The organism is Flavobacterium sp. TR2, from assembly GCF_025252405.1.
Taxonomy (GTDB): domain Bacteria; phylum Bacteroidota; class Bacteroidia; order Flavobacteriales; family Flavobacteriaceae; genus Flavobacterium.
Genome location: NZ_CP104307.1, coordinates 4500281 through 4518789, shown reverse-complemented (window position 1 = coordinate 4518789; position 18509 = coordinate 4500281). Strand labels below are relative to the sequence as shown.

17 protein-coding genes are annotated in these 18509 nt (G+C 34.8%); 13 read left to right on the top strand and 4 right to left on the bottom strand.

What is annotated here, in order from left to right; all coding sequences use genetic code 11:
• Positions 1–172 precede the first annotated feature (172 nt).
• The 4 genes from pfkA (at position 173) to N4T20_RS19205 (ending at position 3625) form a co-directional block, all read left to right on the top strand.
• Positions 173–1159, top strand: coding sequence for a 6-phosphofructokinase (pfkA, locus tag N4T20_RS19220; RefSeq protein WP_008468812.1), 987 nt, complete (start codon positions 173–175; stop codon positions 1157–1159).
• A 95-nt stretch (positions 1160–1254) separates the two neighbouring features.
• Positions 1255–2259 (top strand): type I glyceraldehyde-3-phosphate dehydrogenase, encoded by a 1005-nt coding sequence (gene gap, locus N4T20_RS19215; protein ID WP_260670678.1) that lies wholly within the window; start codon positions 1255–1257, stop codon positions 2257–2259.
• 129 nt (positions 2260–2388) lie between these two features.
• The gene (locus N4T20_RS19210) at positions 2389–3240 is read left to right on the top strand and encodes an N-acetylglucosamine kinase (RefSeq protein ID WP_260670677.1); all 852 of its coding nucleotides are present in this window, start codon (positions 2389–2391) and stop codon (positions 3238–3240) included.
• A 10-nt stretch (positions 3241–3250) separates the two neighbouring features.
• Positions 3251–3625, top strand: coding sequence for a methylglyoxal synthase (locus N4T20_RS19205; protein ID WP_260673126.1), 375 nt, complete (start codon positions 3251–3253; stop codon positions 3623–3625).
• On the opposite strand, the gene N4T20_RS19200 is transcribed toward N4T20_RS19205, so the two are convergent.
• Positions 3606–3986, bottom strand: coding sequence for a RidA family protein (locus N4T20_RS19200; RefSeq protein ID WP_260670676.1), 381 nt, complete (start codon positions 3984–3986; stop codon positions 3606–3608). The two genes, N4T20_RS19205 and N4T20_RS19200, sit on opposite strands and share 20 nt — an antisense overlap.
• A gap of 28 nt (positions 3987–4014) precedes the next feature.
• A complete protein-coding gene (locus N4T20_RS19195; protein WP_260670675.1) occupies positions 4015–6717 on the bottom strand; it encodes a putative LPS assembly protein LptD in 2703 nt (900 codons plus the stop codon).
• A gap of 82 nt (positions 6718–6799) precedes the next feature.
• Here N4T20_RS19195 and N4T20_RS19190 point away from each other — a divergent pair, with 82 nt between their 5' ends.
• From N4T20_RS19190 to N4T20_RS19160, 7 genes are all read left to right on the top strand, one after another.
• Entirely contained in the window at positions 6800–7924 is a 1125-nt protein-coding gene (locus tag N4T20_RS19190) for an N-acetylmuramoyl-L-alanine amidase (protein WP_260670674.1), read from the top strand.
• Positions 7925–7974: 50 nt separating this feature from the next.
• On the top strand, positions 7975–8940 hold the full coding sequence (locus N4T20_RS19185; RefSeq protein WP_260670673.1) for an MlaD family protein: 966 nt from the start codon (positions 7975–7977) through the stop codon (positions 8938–8940).
• A 6-nt stretch (positions 8941–8946) separates the two neighbouring features.
• Positions 8947–10284, top strand: a complete 1338-nt coding sequence (locus N4T20_RS19180) for a (Fe-S)-binding protein (RefSeq protein WP_260670672.1) — start codon at positions 8947–8949, stop codon at positions 10282–10284.
• A gap of 136 nt (positions 10285–10420) precedes the next feature.
• Positions 10421–11212 carry a (Fe-S)-binding protein gene (locus N4T20_RS19175; RefSeq protein ID WP_260670671.1) on the top strand — a complete coding sequence of 264 codons (792 nt, stop codon included), beginning with the start codon at positions 10421–10423 and terminating at the stop codon, positions 11210–11212.
• A gap of 115 nt (positions 11213–11327) precedes the next feature.
• Positions 11328–11810: an ABC transporter ATPase gene (locus N4T20_RS19170; RefSeq protein ID WP_260670670.1), complete on the top strand. Its 483-nt coding sequence runs from the start codon at positions 11328–11330 to the stop codon at positions 11808–11810.
• A 730-nt stretch (positions 11811–12540) separates the two neighbouring features.
• Complete coding sequence (gene bshA / locus N4T20_RS19165) at positions 12541–13692, top strand: N-acetyl-alpha-D-glucosaminyl L-malate synthase BshA (protein ID WP_260670669.1); 1152 nt, start codon at positions 12541–12543, stop codon at positions 13690–13692.
• Between the two features lie 10 nt (positions 13693–13702).
• Positions 13703–14125 (top strand): protease complex subunit PrcB family protein, encoded by a 423-nt coding sequence (locus N4T20_RS19160; RefSeq protein ID WP_260670668.1) that lies wholly within the window; start codon positions 13703–13705, stop codon positions 14123–14125.
• 239 nt (positions 14126–14364) lie between these two features.
• Here N4T20_RS19160 and N4T20_RS19155 read toward each other — a convergent pair whose 3' ends face one another.
• Both N4T20_RS19155 and N4T20_RS19150 read right to left on the bottom strand, forming a co-directional pair.
• The gene (locus tag N4T20_RS19155; protein WP_260670667.1) at positions 14365–14862 is read right to left on the bottom strand and encodes a hypothetical protein; all 498 of its coding nucleotides are present in this window, start codon (positions 14860–14862) and stop codon (positions 14365–14367) included.
• 141 nt (positions 14863–15003) lie between these two features.
• Positions 15004–15825 carry a UDP-2,3-diacylglucosamine diphosphatase gene (locus tag N4T20_RS19150; protein ID WP_260670666.1) on the bottom strand — a complete coding sequence of 274 codons (822 nt, stop codon included), beginning with the start codon at positions 15823–15825 and terminating at the stop codon, positions 15004–15006.
• Between the two features lie 188 nt (positions 15826–16013).
• On the opposite strand from N4T20_RS19150, the gene aroC reads away from it, so the two are divergent.
• Together aroC and N4T20_RS19140 are read left to right on the top strand one after the other, a co-directional pair.
• Positions 16014–17072: a chorismate synthase gene (gene aroC / locus N4T20_RS19145; RefSeq protein WP_260670665.1), complete on the top strand. Its 1059-nt coding sequence runs from the start codon at positions 16014–16016 to the stop codon at positions 17070–17072.
• 52 nt (positions 17073–17124) lie between these two features.
• The gene (locus N4T20_RS19140) at positions 17125–18387 is read left to right on the top strand and encodes a dicarboxylate/amino acid:cation symporter (RefSeq protein WP_260670664.1); all 1263 of its coding nucleotides are present in this window, start codon (positions 17125–17127) and stop codon (positions 18385–18387) included.
• Positions 18388–18509 lie beyond the last annotated feature (122 nt).

Below are 18509 nucleotides of genomic sequence, written 5' to 3'. Positions count from 1 at the left end.
AATTTTGACGATTTAATTAAAAAATTAGCGTTTTATTATTTTTAATGAAATTTTTTCCTAGAAAAAACTTATTAACGAAAACGTTTGAATTTAACAGATTTTATTAATTTATGATAATCGTAACCCGAAAAGTGCTGAATGTTTGCTAATTTTACACTTTAATACTTAAATAATGCCAAAAACAATAAAAAAAGTAGGTGTTCTTACCTCAGGAGGAGATTCACCTGGAATGAATGCTGCAATACGATCAGTTGTTCGAACTTGCGCATATCATAATATAGAATGCATCGGAATTTATAGAGGGTACCAGGGAATGATTGAGGGTGACTTCAAAGAGATGGGACCACGTAGCGTAAATAATATTGTAAACAAAGGTGGAACGATCTTAAAATCGGCTCGTTCAGTTGAGTTTAGAACGCCAGAAGGTAGAAAAAAAGCACACGAGAATCTTGTTAAGGCTGGTGTTGATGCTTTGGTTGTTATTGGTGGTGACGGAAGTTTTACCGGAGGATTAATTTTTAATTCAGAATTTGGTTTTCCAGTAATGGGAATTCCAGGTACAATTGATAATGATATTTATGGTACAAGTTTTACTTTAGGGTATGATACAGCTTTAAATACTGTTGTAGACTGTATCGATAAAATTAGAGACACAGCGAGTTCTCATAACCGTCTTTTCTTTGTAGAGGTTATGGGTAGAGATGCTGGTCATATTGCTCTTAATGCAGGTATTGGTGCAGGAGCAGAAGAAATCCTTATTCCTGAAGAAGATTTAGGTTTAGATCGTCTTTTAGATTCGCTTCAAAAAAGTAAAGCGTCAGGAAAATCATCTAGTATAGTTGTTATTGCTGAGGGAGATAAGATAGGTAAAAACGTATTCGAATTAAAAGATTATGTTGAAGCCAACCTTCCAGAATACGATGTACGAGTTTCTGTTTTAGGACATATGCAGCGTGGTGGTTCTCCGTCTTGTTTTGACCGTGTTTTAGCAAGCCGTTTGGGAGTAAAAGCAGTAGAATCTTTAATAGAAGGAAAATCCAATTATATGGTTGGACTTCGTGAAGATAAAGTGGTTTTAACTCCGCTTGAGCAAGCTATCAAAGGAAAATCAGAAATTGATAGAGAATTGTTAAGAGTGTCAGACATTATGTCTACATAGACAATATAAAAAGTTTAAAAAAGAAAAGAAGTTTATTGTGAGGAAATTAGACTTTGAAATAGTGTAATAAAAACAAAAGCAAAAAATTTAGTAAAATGTCAAAAGTAAAATTAGGAATAAACGGATTTGGACGTATCGGAAGAATCGTTTTTAGAGAGTCTTTCAATAGAGATAATGTAGAAGTTGTTGCAATCAACGACTTGTTAGACGTAGATCACTTAGCTTATTTATTAAAATATGATTCAGTTCACGGTCGTTTCAACGGAACTGTAGAAGTTAAAGAAGGAAAACTTTATGTAAACGGAAGAAACATCCGTATCTCTGCAGAAAGAAATCCAGCTGATTTAAAATGGAACGAAGTAGATGTAGATGTTGTTGCTGAATGTACTGGTATCTTCACTACTGTCGAAACTGCAAGCGAGCACTTAAAAGGTGGTGCAAAAAAAGTAATCATTTCTGCTCCTTCTGCAGATGCTCCAATGTTTGTAATGGGAGTTAACCACGAAACTGCAAAAGCTTCTGATTTAGTTGTTTCTAACGCTTCTTGTACTACAAACTGTTTAGCTCCTTTAGCTAAAGTTATTCACGATAATTTCGAAATCGTTGAAGGTTTAATGACAACTGTTCACGCAACTACTTCAACTCAAATGACAGCTGACGGACCTTCTAGAAAAGACTGGAGAGGTGGACGTGCTGCTGCAATCAACATCATTCCTTCTTCAACAGGTGCTGCTAAAGCGGTTGGAAAAGTTATCCCATCTTTGAATGGTAAATTAACTGGAATGTCTTTCCGTGTTCCTACTGCTGACGTTTCTGTAGTAGATTTAACAGTAAAAGTTGCAAAAGAAACTACTTACGAAGAAATCTTAGCTGTATTGAAAAAAGCTTCAGAAAATGAAATGAAAGGTATCTTAGGATACACTGAAGATGCTGTTGTTTCTCAAGATTTTATCTCAGATAAAAGAACTTCAATTGTTGATGCTGGTGCAGGAATTGGATTAAATTCTACTTTCTTCAAATTGGTATCTTGGTATGACAATGAGTACGGATACTCAAGCAAATTAATTGATTTATCTGTACATATTGCAGGTTTAAAATAATAATATATTTTTGCAAAATCCCGTTACCTTACAATAACGGGATTTTCTTATTTTGTTACCTCTATGATTAATGTAAAAAACACACTTTTGAATTAAAAATAGAAAAACCTAATTCCAAAAACGAAACAAATGAAATTAATAGTTGACAGTGGATCTACTAAAGCCGATTGGATTGCAATAGATGATAATGGAAAAGTATTATTCACAACACAAACTTTAGGATTAAATCCTGAAATTCTAGACGAGCCAGAAATCATCGAAAGATTAAATGACCGTTTTGACATCTTACAAAATAAAAAAAATGCTACGCATTTATTCTTTTATGGTGCCGGCTGCGGTACTGACAGAATGAAAGAGTGGTTGAAACAAATTTTTCAAGAATATTTTTCTAACGCAATTGTAGACGTTCAAGAAGACACTTATGCTGCTGTTTATGCAACAACTCCAAAAGGAGAAGAAGCAATCGTTAGCATCTTAGGAACAGGTTCTAACTGCAGTTATTTTGATGGAAAAACATTGCATCAAAAAGTGCAATCATTAGGATACATTGTTATGGATGATTGCAGTGGAAATGTTTTTGGAAAAGAATTAATTAGAAAATACTATTTTAATAAAATGCCTAAAGAATTGGCTGTTGAACTTGAAAAAGAGTACGACGTTGATCCGGATTTTATTAAAAATAAATTATATAAAGAGCCAAACCCAAATGCTTATTTGGCAACTTACGCTAAGTTTTTAATTAAGCATAAAGACACAGAGTTCTGCAGAAAAATCATTTTCAAAGGAATGAAGTCTTTCGTTAAGAATTACATCAAACAATTTGACAATTGCAAAGAAGTTCCTGTACATTTTGTTGGTTCTATTGCATTTTATTTGAAAGATGAGTTGCAAGAGACATTTAATAAATATGAACTTCAATTGGGTAACGTTTTAAGAAGACCAATTGACGGATTAATTGCTTATCATGTCGCTAATCAATAGTTCTGGTTTTATGGAAATTGCCATTATTGCTCATGATGGCAAAAAAGCTGATTTGATTGATTTCTTAATCAAAAATGAGGCTGTTTTGCACAATGAAAAAATAAGGCTTATTGGTACTGGTACTACGGGAGGAAAAGCTGAAGCTGCTGGATTTAAAACTCAGAGAATGCTTTCTGGACCTCTTGGAGGCGATGCGCAAATTGCGGGAAGAGTTGCAGAAGGAATTACGCAGATGGTTTTCTTTTTTAAAGATCCTTTGTCAAGCCATCCGCATGAAGCAGATATCAATATGCTAATCCGTGTTTGTGATGTGCATAATGTGCCGCTGGCAACCAATGAAGCAACGGCACAATTATTATTAGATGCTATTGAACAGCAATTATAGAAATTTCTACATTAACATTTTTTGGCAGACAAGCCACTTGAACCGTTTCACGAGCTGGAGCGGTTTTTTCGTTAAAATAAGAACCGTAAACGGTATTTATTGCACCAAAGTTATTCATGTCCATGATGAAAATAGTTGACTTTACAACGTTCTCAAATGTCATCCCTGCAGCTTCAAGAATAGCAGCAATGTTTTTCATCACTTGAGTAGTCTCATCATTAATGTTGTCTGTAATCAATTCTCCTGATTCAGGATCGATTGCAATCTGCCCAGAAGCATAAAGTGTGTTTCCAGATAATACGGCTTGATTATAAGGTCCGATTGGAGCCGGAGCTTTCTCGGTAAAAATTATTTTTTTCATAATGAAATTATTTTGATTCGAAAGTAGTTTATCTATTTGAAACGCTGCGTTTGTTCCATTTGATGTCACTAAGCATACCAGATTTAATTCCGATGAAGAAGTTCCAGTTCGAATTTGTTCCTAATGGCTGCCAGTTGAAAGCCATTCTCCAGCTCAATAAATCTCTTTCAAAACGGAATTGAGTAAAGGTGACTCCTTTTTGCACAAAATCGTAACCCGTTGAAACCCCTGCTTTCCATTTTGGAGTAAGGTCAGTGTTAATAGAAACCATGATAGAGTTTCCAGAAATAGTATTCTCTCGTTTGACATTTGAATACGTTAACGAATAGGCGAGAGTCATATCCCACGGAACTTTAGAATTAAAAAATTCCGTAATGGCATCCTCTCTTTCAGGTTCATTGGCAAATTGGCTATTTCGGCTGTCGTTTAAGTCTGTATTGGTACCAAACAAGTCATCGTTTCGCCCTCCGTTCCGCTGACTTTGGGTGTTCTTTTCCTTTTCTTTTCCAGTTCCTTTATTCGAAAATGAGTAATTCACTGTCACGTTTGCACTTGTCATTCTAAATAAACTTCCGCCGTTGTCAATGTTGAATTTGTCAATTTTGTTACCGCCATTATCAATCGCATATGGATCTAATGTTGCGCCAAAGTTCATATTCATTTTATTGTCAAAAAACTGCGTTCCACCGCTAACTAATACAGGCTGCCATCCAAACGTCGATTTACCGTCAGCATTGAAATTGTAGCTCGTGCTGAAGTTTAAGTTGTTTAGCAGCATTATTTTTTTAGGCTCTGTTTTTGTGCTGTCGCGGTCTCTAACTTTTGCTTCAAATGTGTTGCTCAAAGCAAAACCTACAATGTTGGAATTTTCTTTTCCAGGAGCGCCATATAATCCGTTTTCGAATCTCGTGTATTCAGAAGTGATTCTTCCAGATGCATCTACTGCATAAGTATCATAGTACTTTTCAAAACTTGGCGTATAAGCATACGTTATGCTTGGACGCATGACGTGTCGGATAGATTGAATTTTTTTGTCATCTCCAAAATTGAAAGTCCCGTAGATGGTCGTTCCTAGATTGGTGCTGAAATTGTAAGTTCTGAAAGCGTCAAAACCATTTACTGTTTTGTTGATGGTTTGGGCCGTAGTAGGGTCGTAAACTTTCTGAATGGTCTTATTAACCCATGTTTCCTGATAAGTTGTAGATGCTCCAGCACTAAAATACTTGAAAATCTTAAAGTTAGTGCTCAATGGAATTGTCTGCTGTAATCCTAATTGCGCATCGTCAAACATCTGAGGTTTGAAGAACAACGAATCTTTTGTTTTGAAATAGTTTTTACCGCTGACGTTATATTGCAAGTTGATATTCTTTATTAATCCCTTCTTTACGCCATCTTTTCCAACAAAAGGATAAACACGGTCAATACTTCCCTGTAAAGACGGAAGTGTCATAATGATGTCTTCTGTCTGCGTATTCTGGCTATGGGTTGCAGATAACGAAATACGGGACCCAGGAATGGTATTAAAAGTTTTATTGTATGAAATAGAAGAACTTAATGTGTTATTTAAGTTCGATCCAATATTAGCTTGGTTGATAGACTGTTTGAAATACTTACTGCTACCCATGTTTACAGAAGCAGAGAAAGTAGAGTTCGGATTTGATTTTGTGTCTTTAGAATGTGACCATTGAATATTGTAAATGCTTTGTTTTGAGTAATCAGGATAACCGCGTTCGCTGCTGATTAAGTTCTCAAAACGAACGTTTACATTTCCTCTGTATTTATATCGTTTTGCATAAGCCGACTCGAATCGCATGGCGTAACTTCCATTGGTATAATAATCTCCCAGTACAGTCAAGTCGTAATTATCGCTTAGCGCAAAGTAATAACCTCCGTTTTGAAGCGAAAATCCTCGCGTATTAGAGTCGTTGTAGCTTGGAATGATAATACCTGAAACACTCTTTTCCTGACTCATTGGAAAGTAAGCGAAAGGCAACGCCAGTGGAGTAGGAACATCAGCAATTACCATATTGGTCAAACCGGTAATTACTTTTTTGCCAGGTATAAATTTAACTTTACTAGTCTGAAAATAGTATTCAGGATGATCGACATCTGTTGAAGTTGTAAAACGTGCGCCTTTCAAAAAGTAAACCGAATCGTTTTCCTTTTTGGTGACAGCGGCTTTAATTTTAAATTCGCCTTGTTCTGTTCTAGAGTTGTAGATTAAGGCTTTTTTAGTTTTAAAGTTAAATCGGATAGAGTCTGGCTGTACCTCGCTTGCCCCTTGTTTAAAGTTAGGATATTGCGTTAAAACTCCAGCAGAATCTTTAATCCTTCCAGCATAAACTTCATCTTTTTCGTAATTAAGTACAATTATACCCGATTTTAATTCTACGTCTTTATAGTATAATTCAGCTTCATTATATAAAGTGATCAGCTTTTTTTTCTGGTCAATTTTAGCATAATCTTTGGCTTTATATCTAACTTTTCCGTCCAAAAAAGTCTTTTTGGGTTTTACAGTATCTAGTTTTATGGTATCTGTAATCGCAGTATTTTCTTTATCTGTTTGTTTTACAGCAGGTAAAGGCTTTTTTTTGTTTTTTATTTCTTGCGAATATAAATTACCACAACCTATAGTTAGGAAAAATGATATTAAAACGATATTAAATAAGTTTGTATGCAAAGGTTTAAATGCTATTTTTGTAAAATTATGGCTTGTTTTTTGACACGTCAAACTTACATATAATTTTTTGGCAAAAATAATCAATTCTAAAAATTATAACAGCCGTGTTTTATTAAAATTAACTTTTAGATTTATGAATAGAATTAACAAATTTAAAGTAATATTTGCTTTATTTCTAATGATATCGTCCTTTTGTGCTCATAGCCAGTCAAATGTGTTTAAGGTAACACTAGATGCTGGACATGGAGATCATGACTTTGGAGCTGTTTATAGTGGGCGGATAGAAAAAAATATTGCTTTAGCTATTGTTTTGAAAGTAGGGAAAATTTTAGAGCTAAATCCAAATGTTAATGTAATCTATACTCGTAAAACAGATGTTTTTGTTGATTTGGTCGAAAGAGCCAATATTGCAAACAGAGCGAATTCAAATATTTTTGTCTCAATTCACTGTAACGCCAATAAAAATACTGCAGCCGACGGAACCGAAACTTATGTAATGGGTTTAAGTAAAGTAGCATCAAACCTTGAAGCTGCGAAAAAAGAGAACTCTGTAATTACATTAGAGAAAGACTATAAACGCAAATATGAAGGTTACGATCCAAATTCTCCAGAATCGATGATTGGTATGACCTTGATGCAGGAAGAATATTTAGATAACAGCATCACACTTGCTACCAAAATTGAAGAAAACTTTGAGAAGTTAGGAAAAAAACTTCGTCATGGAGGTGTAAAACAAGCCCCTTTTATGGTACTTCATAAAGCCTATATGCCTCGCGTTTTGGTTGAAACAGGATTTGTTTCTAATCCAACAGAAGGAAATATTCTAAATTCAGAAGAAGGTCAGGATGATATTGCAAGAGCAATTGCAGAGGCTATTTTAAGCTATAAAAGAGAATACTTTGGTTCAGGAACTGAATCAGAGGATAGTCGGCCCATAAGAGATACTTCAACTAAGGCAAAACCAAAAACAACTGCTCCAGTTGCTGTTGTGAAAAATGCGCCAAAAGGAACTTTTTTTAAAGTGCAGCTTATTGCAAGCATCAAGAAAACACCTTTAGAGCCTAAAAACTTTAAAGGACTTAAAAATGTAACTATGGCATATGAAAATAATATTTACAAATATTTCTATGAAGAAACGCCAAGTTACGAAACCGCACAAAAATACCTGCAAGAAGCTAAAAGCAAAGGATATGGCGCTGCCTTTTTAGTGGCTACTAAAGATGGCGAAAAAATCAGTATTCAGGACGCGATTAAATAATAAGCGCAAGTTCGAATATTTATATTAATTTTGTACAAACACTTAGAATTTTGAAACTAACAAGAGAAATTAAAACGGCTATTTTAGTCATCGCATCCATTCTACTATTTATCTGGGGATATAGTTTTTTAAAGGGAAGAGACCTTTTTACTAATTATACAATATTATATGCCGAATATGATAATGTTGAAGATTTATCACCATCAGCGCCAGTAACGCTTAACGGGCTTGCGATTGGTAAAGTAAATAAAATTACAATTGATGAAGTTACAGGAAAATTATTAGTTGAGCTTCAGCTTAAAACAGATTTTCCAATCTCAAAAACGAGCACAGCTTCTATTTATTCTCCAAGTTTGATTGGAGGGAAACAAATTAAAATTATTCCAAATTTTGCTGATAAGGAATTGGCAGAAGACGGACAAAAATTAGTTTCGACTGTAGAATTAGGATTGACAGAATCGTTAGGTGGAAAAATTGAGCCAATCCAGCAGAAGCTTGAAAAAATGCTTTTGAACATTGATGTTTTAGTTAGCGGATTGAATAATACTTTAGACAAAAATACTCAAGAAAATCTAAAGAAAACAATTGCTGAGTTAAGCCAGACAATGTCACAGTTTCATAAAGCTTCTGGAAGTCTAAACAATATTTTGGATACCAATAAAGGACAGATTAATGGAGTTGTATCAAACTTTAATAAAATGTCTAGCAATTTCAACAAAATTTCAGATTCATTAAACAAAGCAGATTTAGGTAAAACAGTTCGTAACTTGAACCAGACTTTGGCTAAAGTAGATGTTTTAATGTCTAATTTGAATTCTGGAAAAGGAACAGCAGGAAAAATATTAAATGATGAAGCATTATACAATAACTTGACTAAAACTTCAAAAGAGCTAGAATTGTTATTGCAGGATCTTCGTCTTTACCCAACTCGTTACGTAAACGTTTCTCTTTTTGGAAAGAAAAATAAACCATACGTAGCACCAACTGAAGAAACAAACTCAACTGATAAAAAATAATTGTAAATGAGTTATTTAGATAATATTTTATTCGCGGTACTTCTTATAGCAGGTTTCGGTTTTTTTGCAGCGAGCGTAAAAAAAATCATCCGAAATATTAATTTGGGAGTCGATGTAGATCGAAAAGATAACCCTAAAGCTCGTTGGAAAAACATGGCATTGATTGCTCTTGGGCAGTCAAAAATGGTGAGACGCCCTGTTGCAGGAATCCTTCATATTATCGTATATGTTGGTTTCATTATTATTAACATTGAATTGCTGGAAATCATCATCGATGGTTTATTTGGGACTCATAGAATCTTTGCGCCTTACTTAGGAGTAGTTTATGATGTTCTAATTGCCTCATTCGAAATTTTAGCTATTCTTGTAATCTTTGCAGTTACTGTTTTTTGGCTTAGAAGAAACTTTATTCGATTGAAACGTTTTATCCATTCAGATTTAACTGGTTTCCCAAAAAGCGATGCCAATTACATTTTGTATTTTGAAACTGTTTTAATGATTTTTTTCTTGTTGATGAATGCTTCTGATTTTCATTTGCAAAATGTGCCAGGAGGATATTCTCATTTTCACAAAGCAGGAAGTTACCCAATAAGCCAGTTTATAGCGCCAATTTTTAATGGAACTTCTAATGAGGTTGTTGGATTATTATTTGAAGTTTTCTGGTGGCTGCATATCGCTGGGATTTTAGTTTTTATGAACTATTTATATTTCTCAAAACATTTGCATATTCTTTTAGCATTTCCAAATACGTATTTTGCTAACTTAAAACCAGAAGGTCAGTTTGATAATTTAGCTTCGGTTACAAAAGAAGTGAAATTAATGATGGACCCAAATGCAGATCCGTTTGCAACAGCTCCAGCTGATGAAAATGCGCATCCGGCTAAATTTGGTGCAAGTGATGTTCAGGATTTAAACTGGGTTCAGTTGTTAAATGCTTATACTTGCACAGAGTGCGGGCGTTGTACTTCTTCATGTCCTGCAAATCAGACGGGTAAAAAGTTGTCTCCACGTAAAATTATGATGGATACAAGAGATCGTTTGACAGAAGTTGGTAAAAATATCGACGCTAACAAAGGTGTTTTTGTTCCAGATAACAAAACGCTTTTAAACGATTACATTACACCAGAAGAACTATGGGCTTGTACGTCTTGTAACGCTTGCGTAGAAGAGTGTCCTGTTAATATCAGTCCGTTGTCTATCATTATGGATATGCGCCGTTATTTGGTAATGGAACAAAGTGCTGCTCCAATGTCGTTGAACGCGATGATGACTAATATTGAGAATAATGGTGCGCCTTGGCAGTACAGCCAGCAAGACCGTTTAAATTGGAAAAACGAGAATTAAGATTTATTGTTTAATCGGTTAGTTGTTTAACCGTTTAATCGATTTTAAAATAATATTTCGGTTTTTATAGAATTGTAATTTTGCTTTTAGCGATTAAACAATTTCACAATTAACCGATTAAACAAAAGTGAGAGAAATGTCAGAAAGTTTAGTAGTGCCAACAATGGCAGAAATGCTTGCCCAAGGAAAACAGCCAGAGGTTCTGTTTTGGGTAGGTTGCGCAGGAAGTTTTGATGATAGAGCAAAAAAAATTACTAAAGCGTTTGTACGAATTTTAAACCGTACGAATGTTTCTTTTGCAGTTTTAGGTACAGAAGAGAGCTGTACTGGCGATCCTGCAAAGAGAGCTGGAAATGAGTTTTTGTTTCAAATGCAAGCCATGATGAATATCGAGGTTTTGAATGCTTATGAGGCAAAAAAAATCGTTACAGCTTGTCCGCACTGTTTTAATACTTTAAAAAATGAATATCCTGAATTAGGAGGCAATTACGAAGTTATTCACCATACAGAATTTTTGAAATCATTAATTGATGATGGAAGATTAACTGTTGAAGGCGGTCAATTTAAAGGAAAGAAAATTACTTTCCACGATCCATGCTATTTAGGAAGAGCAAATAAAGTTTACGAAGCGCCAAGAGATTTAATTCAGAAATTAGATGTTGAATTAGTTGAAATGAAGCGTTCTAAAGCAAACGGATTGTGCTGTGGAGCAGGAGGAGCGCAAATGTTTAAAGATGCTGAACCTGGAAATAAAGAAGTAAACGTTCTTCGTACGGAAGATGCTTTAGAAACTCAGCCTGATATTATTGCAGCGGGCTGCCCGTTCTGTAATACGATGCTGACAGACGGAATTAAGAATAAAGAAAAAGAAGGTCAGGTTAAAGTTTTAGATGTCGCTGAATTAATTGCGAATGCACAAGATCTTTAGTTTTTAAGGGACAAAGTAACAAAGGGACAAAGGTTTTAATCTGAAACTTGAAACTTGAAGCTTGAAACTTTAAAAAAAAAAATCTAAAATCAACAATTTAAAATCTAAAGTTAAAATGTATATACCTTTTGAAAATTTACCAGGTGAATCTAGAGTTTGGATTTACCAGTCTAACAGAAAATTTTCTGAGGAAGAGTTTTCTGAAATAGAAGCCGATTTAAAAGCTTTTGTAGAACAATGGGCTGCACATGGCACAAGTTTGGAAGCTTCATTTTTATTAAAGTACAATCGATTTATTATATTGGCAGTAAATCAAGAAGTGCAGGCTGCTACAGGCTGTTCTATTGATAGCTCTGTCGAATTTATTCAAGGATTAGAGAAAAAATACGACGTTGATTTATTAGATAAAATGAACGTTACTTTTAAACTTGGAGAACACATTGCGCACAAACCGTTAATTGATTTCAAGAAGATGGTCAAAGACAAAGCGGTTACTGCAAATACAATTGTGTTTAATAATTTGGTTAACAATATCGAAGAGTTTAATGATGCTTGGGAAGTTCCTGCCGCTGACAGTTGGCACAGCAGATTTTTCTAAAAGTATTTAAAGTATATTTTAAAGGCATGAAATTATAGATTTTGTGCCTTTTTTTATGGTTTCAAGTTTCAGGTTTCAAGTTTGAATCGCGACAGTTTTTAAAAACTTGTCGGGTTTCGTTGTAAAGAACTTTGTCAAAGTTTAAAACTTTGACAAAGTTGGAGTAGAGTTTTTATGAAGGTAAAGTTTTCAGATTAACCCGACAGGTTTCAAAAACCTGTCGGGTTTCGTTGTGTAAAGAGCTTTCTCAAAGTTTAAAGCTTTGACAAAGTTGGGATAGAGTTTTTATGAAGGTAAAATTTTCAAATTAACCTGACAGGTCTCAAAAACCTGTCGGGTTTCGTTGTGTAAAGAGCTTTGTCAAAGTTTTAACTTTGACAAAGTTAGGATAGAGTTTTTATGAAGGTAAAAGTTTTCAAATTAACCCGACAGGTTTTAAAAACCTGTCGGGTTTCGTTGCGTAGATAGGTTCTTATGAAAATAAAAACGTCTAATCTAGCCCCGATGGGAGCGGTATCTCCCGATTTAGAAAAACAAGGCTTTTTAGCCGTAGTTTTTGTTGATCGGGAATTTAGCGGACAGCGGGACTGCAAGTTGTTTTGAATGATATTGTTCTGCTTCTAAAAAATATTTATCAACCAGAGTTAATCTAATTTTGTCAAAAATCTAACAATTTAAACGGTTAATTAAACGCTATTTTTGAGTATTTTCGTAGAATTAAATTTAATCCATGAAAATAGCAATAGTTTGTTATCCTACTTTTGGAGGTAGTGGTGTAGTAGCCACAGAGTTAGGTCTAGAATTAGCCAGAAGAGGACACGAAATACATTTTATCACATACAGCCAGCCAGTTAGATTGGCTCTTTTAAATCCGAATGTACATTATCACGAAGTAAATGTGCCGGAATATCCTTTATTTCATTATCAGCCTTACGAATTAGCGTTATCGAGCAAGTTGGTCGATATGGTTAAATTGTACAAAATAGAGCTGCTTCATGTGCATTATGCCATTCCTCATGCTTATGCGGGTTATATGGCAAAGCAAATGTTGAAAAATGAAGGAATTAATCTTCCGATGATTACAACGCTTCACGGAACCGATATTACGCTTGTTGGAAATCATCCGTTTTATAAACCTGCGGTAACCTTCAGTATCAATAAATCGGATTATGTGACTTCGGTTTCTCAGAGTTTGAAAGATGATACTTTAAAATTATTCAAGATTAAGAATAAAATTAAGGTGATTCCGAATTTTATAGAATTGGATAAAGTCAAAAAAGACCCAAGCGCGCCTTGCCATCGTTATGTGATGGCCAATGCAGACGAGCGCATTATTACGCATATCAGTAACTTTAGAAAAGTAAAGCGCATTCCAGATATCATTAAGATTTTCTACAACGTTCAGAAAGAGATTCCGGCAAAACTGATGATGGTTGGAGACGGACCTGAGAAAGAAAAGGCAGAAATTTTATGTCAGGAATTGGGTATTTTAGACAAAGTTATTTTCTTTGGAAATAGCCATGAAATTGATAAAATCTTATGTATGACCGATTTGTTTTTGCTTCCTTCTGAAACTGAAAGTTTTGGCTTGGCGGCATTAGAAGCTATGGCTTGTGGGGTTCCGGTGATTTCGAGTAATTCTGGAGGTTTGCCTGAAGTTAATTTTGATGGTTTCTCAGGATACTTGAGTAATGTTGGCAATGTGGAAGAAATGGCGCAAAACGCTGTGAAAATCTTAAAAGATGATGCCGTTTTGAATCAATTTAAAGCAAATGCGCTTGAAGTGGCAAGAAAGTTTGATATTAAAAACATCCTGCCTAAATATGAAGCTTTATATCAAAAAGCGATTGATGATTATAAGCATGAAAACTCTAATTTGTAAAAGCTATATAATGAAAAAAGTAATTTCTGTTTTAATCGTTTTTGTTATGATTTCGTGCGGAGTAAAGAAGGTTGAAAATTCAAATGCACTGTATGAGGTTTTGACAAAACAATCTGATGGCGGTGGGAATATTAAATTTTTTGAAATCCTGACCGAGCCAAATGAAATTAAAATGCTTGAAAATGACCCGAATCTGGCTCATAAGATGAAAGACCCAGATGTTCAAGACTATAATTATGTGATTCTGAATATGGGCGAGAAAAATACGAGCGGCTATACCATTGATGTAGAAAAGGTTGAAGAAACAGATAAAAATATTATTATAACTGTAAAAGAAAACAATCCTCCCAAAGATGCAATGTCCCTACAGGTGATTTCCTATCCTTATACGGTTGTAAAAATACATTCTAAGAAAGAAATTATTATTAAATAAAATTATTTAAAGACTGGGCTTCTCCCGAAATCTCGGGATCGCTCAGTCTGACATTGATTGTTTTTTAGGAAGTGATTTCGAAGATTGTCAGTCTGAGCGGAGTCGAAGCCCTTTTTTATATCAAAGCTCTTCTCCTGAAGCCTCGGAATCGATCAGGGAAGCAATCAAAAGAAATCCATAAAAAAAGCCTGTCGCTTTAAACGACAGGCTTCTTCTTACAATTATTTTTTAATTTTATTTTAGAATCTAAATTTGACACCTAAACCAACGTCAAATCCAAAATTATCATCGTCATAATATCCAGAACCAATTTCAGGTCTTGCGTCTAATGATAAAGTAAGCGGCACTTCTTTAAATCTATATTCTATACCGATATCTCCAGCTGCAAAAACATAAGTTCCGCTGTCTTTATATCTGTAATCGTTGTGATAGTAGTCGTAATCCCAAGCAGCTAATCCTCCTCCGACACCAGCATACCAGTTAAAGCCTCCATCGATGTTCCAAACCCATTGGTACAGAGCAACTCCTTTTACTGCGTCTACATCATGGCTGTTTCTCCATCCTAAATCAAATTCTAATCTGTTTTTTTGATTTAATCCTAGTTGGTATGATATTTCTCCTCCAAATCCGTTGTTGTCTCCTAGACGTAATCCTAAAGCGTGCTTCGAAATTTCTTGCGATTGAGCCGTAAATGCTAAACCAACAAACATAAGGGCTGATAAAAGTATCTTTTTCATAAAAATGGTAAATTAATTTTTTTTTCAAATGTATTATTACAGTCAGATACAGAACGTATAAAATTTTTGAAAATTGTTACATAATTTACATTTTCAAGATTTTAGCGTGTTAAAAACCTTAAAAAACTGCTTCTGAGGTGTTTATTTTAGGATTATCGAAGAAATAAGCTGAGAGGTAAGGAGGTCTTCCATTTCTAAAAGGTTTTCCTCTTCTGCAAAATTACTGGCTTTATAAGAAAATAATTTCCAGCGTTTTTTGTGGTATTCTAAAGCGGTTAAATTTTCTACCCAATCGCCAGAATTGAGATATAGCGTAGAACCGTGTTTATTCTCTTTAGTCATTATTTTAGGTTCGTGTATATGCCCGCAGATTACATAATCGTATTTTTTTTCTATAGCCAGATCGGTTGCCGTGGTTTCGAAGTCAGAAATAAATTTTACAGCTTTCTTAACGCTCGCTTTTATTTTCTTTGAAAAAGAATAAGGCTCGCGCCCTAATTTTGCCAGACACCAGTTTGCAAAACGATTCATTAATATTAAATAATCGTAACCCAAGCCACCGAGTTTTGCAATCCATTTTGAGTGCTGAACAGAAGCGTCAAAAACATCTCCGTGAAAAATCCAGGCTTTTTTATCGTCTAATTCTAAAACCAATTTATCAACAAGAGCAAAATTTCCCATATTCATGTCACTGAATTTTCGAAGTATCTCATCGTGATTTCCAGTAATATAATACACTTTTGTTCCTTTAGAAGCCATTCCGATAATGCGTTGGATAACACGTAAATGTGCTTTCGGAAAATAAGATTTACGAAACTGCCAAGCATCAATTATATCGCCGTTTAAGACTAATATTTTTGGTTTAATGCTTGAAAGATAGTTGTTTAGTTCTTTAGCGTGACTTCCGTAAGTTCCTAAATGGACATCAGAAAGGATGACCAATTCGACATTTCTTTTTTTCAATTTTTCTTGATTTGAAGTTTTACAAATGAAAGAAAGTTTGTGAAATTTGACTTTATTAAATGGTTATTAAAAAGAGGATAATTTTACCAAATTGTGATTTTTACACCATTTAATGTTTCGTTAATAATACCAGTTTTAAATTTTTTAATTTAATTCATAAAACTTACATTTGCTCAAAACAAAACACAATGGCAGGAAACAGCTTCGGCACATTATATAAAGTTACAACATTTGGGGAATCTCACGGTGAAGCATTAGGCGGCATTATTGACGGATGCCCTCCTGGAATACAATTAGATTTTGAAGCGATTGAAGTTGATATGGCTCGCAGAAAGCCAGGTCAGTCAGCAATTGTTACCCAAAGAAAAGAACCAGACAGCGTTCAATTCTTATCAGGAATATTTGAAGGAAAAACAACTGGAACCCCAATAGGATTCATTATTCCAAATACCAATCAAAAATCAGACGATTACTCTCATATAAAGGATAATTACAGACCAAGCCATGCTGATTATGTTTACGATCAGAAGTATGGTTTTCGCGATTATCGAGGCGGCGGAAGAAGTTCTGCAAGAGAAACAGCAAGCAGAGTTGTTGCTGGTGCAATTGCTAAACAAATGCTGCCAGCAATTAAGATTAATGCTTATGTTTCTTCTGTTGGGCCAATTCATTTAGAGACACCTTATCAGGAATTGGATTTTTCTAAAATTGAAAGCAATCCAGTGCGTTGTCCAGATGAAAAATCAGCGGCAATTATGGAAGAATATATTCGTGATATCCGTAAGCAGGGAGATACTGTTGGCGGCGTTGTAACTTGCGTAATTCAGAATGTGCCAGTTGGTTTGGGAGAACCAGTCTTTGATAAGCTTCATGCAGAATTAGGAAAAGCGATGCTTTCTATTAATGCAGTGAAAGGTTTTGAATATGGAAGCGGTTTCTCTGGTTCTGAAATGAAAGGAAGTGAGCATAACGATCTATACAACCCAGACGGAACAACAAAAACAAATCTCTCAGGCGGAATCCAAGGGGGTATAAGCAACGGAATGGATATTTATTTCAGAGTTGCTTTTAAACCAGTTGCAACTATCATGCAGACTCAAGATTCGTTAGATAATAAAGGTAACATTACACCAATGACAGGGAAAGGACGCCATGATCCGTGTGTAGTGCCTCGCGCAGTGCCAATCGTAGAAGCGATGGCAGCAATTGTTTTGGCTGATTTTTATTTAATCAACAAAACATATTAATAAAAGGTAAGACAGTGAGGGTCTTATATTTTAATAATCAAAAAATAAATTAATGCAAGAAGTTACAGAAACTAAAAAAACATCATTCCTTTCGGGATTAACAGGGCAGATTATAATTGCGATGGTTCTTGGAGCCATTTTGGGAATTATTTTGCACAATAGTATTTCACCCGAAGCAGCGCAGGCATTTAGCAGTAAAATAAAAATGCTTGCCACTATCTTTATTCGTTTGGTGCAGATGATTATTTCTCCATTGGTTTTTACTACTCTGGTAGTAGGAATTGCAAAATTGGGAGATATTAAAACAGTGGGAAGAATTGGAGGAAAAGCTCTTGGATGGTTTTTTACAGCTTCTTTTATTTCTCTTTTAATTGGATTGTTTTATGTAAATATTTTGCAGCCTGGAGTTGGTTTAAAACTAGACCATGTTGACATGGCAGCGGCTACTGAAGTTACCGGTAAAACACAAAACCTGTCTTTCGATAATTTCGTTGAGCATATCGTGCCAAAAAGTATCATTGAAGCAATGGCAACCAATGAGATCTTACAGATCGTAGTTTTCTCCATTTTCTTCGGATTAGCAGCGGCTTCTTTAGGAGAGACTGTAAAACCAATTATTGGTGCTTTCGATAAGTTATCGCACGTGGTTTTAAAAATGGTAAACTATGTAATGAAATTTGCGCCAATTGGAGTTTTTGGAGCAATTGCAGGCGTATTTGCTATTCGAGATGCAGAAGAGCTGGTGATTACTTACTTTAAATTTTTCGGCTCGTTTTTAATCGGTATCGGGACATTGTGGGCTATTTTAATCCTTATCGGATATATTTTCCTTAAAGGCAGAATGACTGAGCTGTTAAGACGTATTACAGGACCTTTGGCGATTGCCTTTGGAACAACAAGCAGTGAAGCTGTATTTCCAAAATTGACTGAAGAATTAGAAGGTTTTGGAGTAAAAGATAAAATCGTTTCTTTCATGCTGCCACTTGGATATTCATTTAACCTTGACGGAAGCATGATGTACATGACATTTGCCAGCATCTTTATTGCTCAGTTTTATAATGTGCATTTAGATTTAGGAACGCAAATGGCGATGCTTTTGGTTTTGATGCTTACTAGTAAAGGTATTGCAGGTGTGCCAAGGGCAAGTTTGGTTGTCGTTGCTGCAACTTGCGGTATGTTTGATATTCCGATTGAAGGAATTGCATTAATCCTTCCGATTGACCATTTCTGCGATATGTTTAGAAGTGCTACTAATGTATTAGGAAATGCATTAGCTACTTCTGTTGTAGGACAATGGGAGAACAACAAAGAATAAATAATAGCACTGAGATTTTAATTTTTTCTTAGGTTATTGAAATAATATTTGACAAGCTGTATTTTTTTATAAAATACAGCTTTTTTTTATTTTAAAGTGTATATTTGATCAAATTAGCCGAT